The organism is Microbacterium sp., from assembly GCF_035554235.1.
GTDB lineage: Bacteria > Actinomycetota > Actinomycetes > Actinomycetales > Microbacteriaceae > Microbacterium.
On sequence record NZ_DATMIO010000058.1, the window covers coordinates 1 to 2,028 of the forward strand.

Consider the following 2,028-nt stretch of genomic DNA (forward strand, 5'->3'; position numbering starts at 1 on the left):
GGCCGCATGGATCGCCGTCACCGCCCAGGACGCCAACGTTCCGCTGACGCCGATGTCGGAGTACGAACGGCAGCTGGCGGAGTACAAGGCGCTCGTGGTGGCGGCCGAGGTTCGCGTGCGGGAGGCGCGCGCCGAGCGCGATACGGCGCCGTGGGTGCGGGCGTGGCTGGCTGATCGTGCCGTCCGGCGGGCGGAGGATGAGCTCGCGCATGTCAAGACCCTGGAGCCTGCGCAGAAGAAGCCGCGCGGCTTCCTCGATCCCCCGGTGCATCCGGCCGGGCCCGCGAGTCCCCGCGTCGGAGGCAGTCAGTAGGCTGGAACGTATGCCCCGCCGCGTACGCATCGCCTCTGTCAACGTCAACGGCGTCCGAGCCGCCGCCCGCAAGGGCATGCACCCCTGGCTCGAGACGGCGGATGTCGACATCCTGACTCTTCAGGAGGTTCGCGCGAGCGCCGCAGATCTGGCGGCCGCGCTGCCGGGATGGACGATCGTCGGCGACGAGGCCCTCGCGAAGGGTCGCGCGGGCGTCGCGATCGCGAGCCGCACGGGCTCGCGCGAATCGCGGACAGTGCTCGACGTCGACGCGGGCGACACCTCCGGCCGGTGGATCGAGGCCGACTTCGACATCGACGGCGAGCGCCTCGCCGTGATCAGCGCGTATGTGCCGACGGGTGAGGCCGACACCCCGAAGCAGGACGCGAAGTGGCAGTTCCTCGACGCGATGACGGCGCGGATGTCGCGGCTCGGTGCCGAGACGCCCCTCGGCCTGCTCACCGGCGACCTGAACGTGGGTCACCGCGAGCTCGACATCCGCAACTGGAAGGGCAACATCAAAAAGGCCGGGTTCCTCCCGCGCGAACGCGCGTACTTCGACCGATTCGTCGGGCCCGCGGGCGAAACGGTCGTCGGCGTCGATGGATCGGAGGGCCCGGGACTTGGCTGGGTCGACATCGGCCGCAGGTTCCACGGCGAGGTGGACGGGCCCTACACGTGGTGGTCGAGTCGCGGCAAGGCATTCGACACCGATACGGGCTGGCGCATCGACTACCACCTCGCGACAGCGGGTCTGGCGGAGAGGCTGACGGACTACCGGGTCGTGCGGGCGCCCTCGTGGGATACCCGCTGGAGCGACCACGCCCCGGTCGTGGCGGACTACACGATCGGGTCTTGATCTCGATACGGCGCTGGCGCGCCTACTCGATCAACGGGTGGCGGTGGATCGATACGGTGATCTCGATACGGCGCTGGCGCGCCTACTCGATCAACGGGTCGCGGTGGATCGACGGTCGCATTCCGCGGCGACTCTAGGATGGGGAGGTGACACGACCCCGCCTCTATTCCGGCATGCAGCCTTCGGCCGACTCGCTCCAGATCGGCAATTACATCGGGGCGCTGCTGCAGTGGCGCGATCTCCAGCTGACGTACGACGCGTTCTTCTCCGTCGTCGACCTGCACGCTCTCACCCAGCCGAACGACCCCGCCGAACTGCGTGAGAAGACGCGGCGCACGGCGGCCCAGTACATCGCCGCCGGCATCGAACCGTCGAAGTCGACGCTCTACGTGCAGTCGCACGTGCCCGAGCACACCGAGCTCGCGTGGATCCTCTCCACGATCACCGGCTTCGGCGAGGCCGGCCGCATGACACAGTTCAAGGACAAGTCGGCCCGGTACGGCACCGACTCGACGAACGTGGGGCTGTTCACCTATCCGGTGCTGATGGCGGCCGACATCCTTCTCTACCAGACCGATGTCGTGCCGGTCGGCGACGACCAGAAGCAGCACGTCGAGCTCACTCGCGACCTCGCGGAGCGCTTCAACTCCCGCTTCGGCGAGACGTTCACGGTGCCGATGCCGGTGATCCAGAAGGACACCGCGCGCATCTACGACCTGCAGAACCCGACGTCCAAGATGTCGAAGTCGGCGGAGTCGGATGCCGGTGTGCTGTGGCTGCTCGATGAGCCGTCGAAGAGCGCGAAGAAGATCATGCGCGCCGTGACCGACAGCGAGGGGTCGGTGCGCTACGACCG

General features: G+C 68.4%; 2 protein-coding genes and 1 pseudogene. All 3 read left to right on the forward strand.

Annotation, left to right across the window (positions count from 1 at the left end):
* A pseudogene (locus tag VNT50_RS02860) lies at positions 1-313 on the forward strand (YihY/virulence factor BrkB family protein); the annotation flags it as partial.
* A 10-nt stretch (positions 314-323) separates the two neighbouring features.
* Positions 324-1,172, forward strand: coding sequence for an exodeoxyribonuclease III (locus tag VNT50_RS02865; RefSeq protein WP_325483591.1), 849 nt, complete (start codon positions 324-326; stop codon positions 1,170-1,172).
* Positions 1,173-1,345: 173 nt separating this feature from the next.
* Positions 1,346-2,028, forward strand: a 683-nt coding sequence (trpS, locus tag VNT50_RS02870) for a tryptophan--tRNA ligase (protein ID WP_325483592.1), incomplete at its 3' end; no start/stop codon positions are given.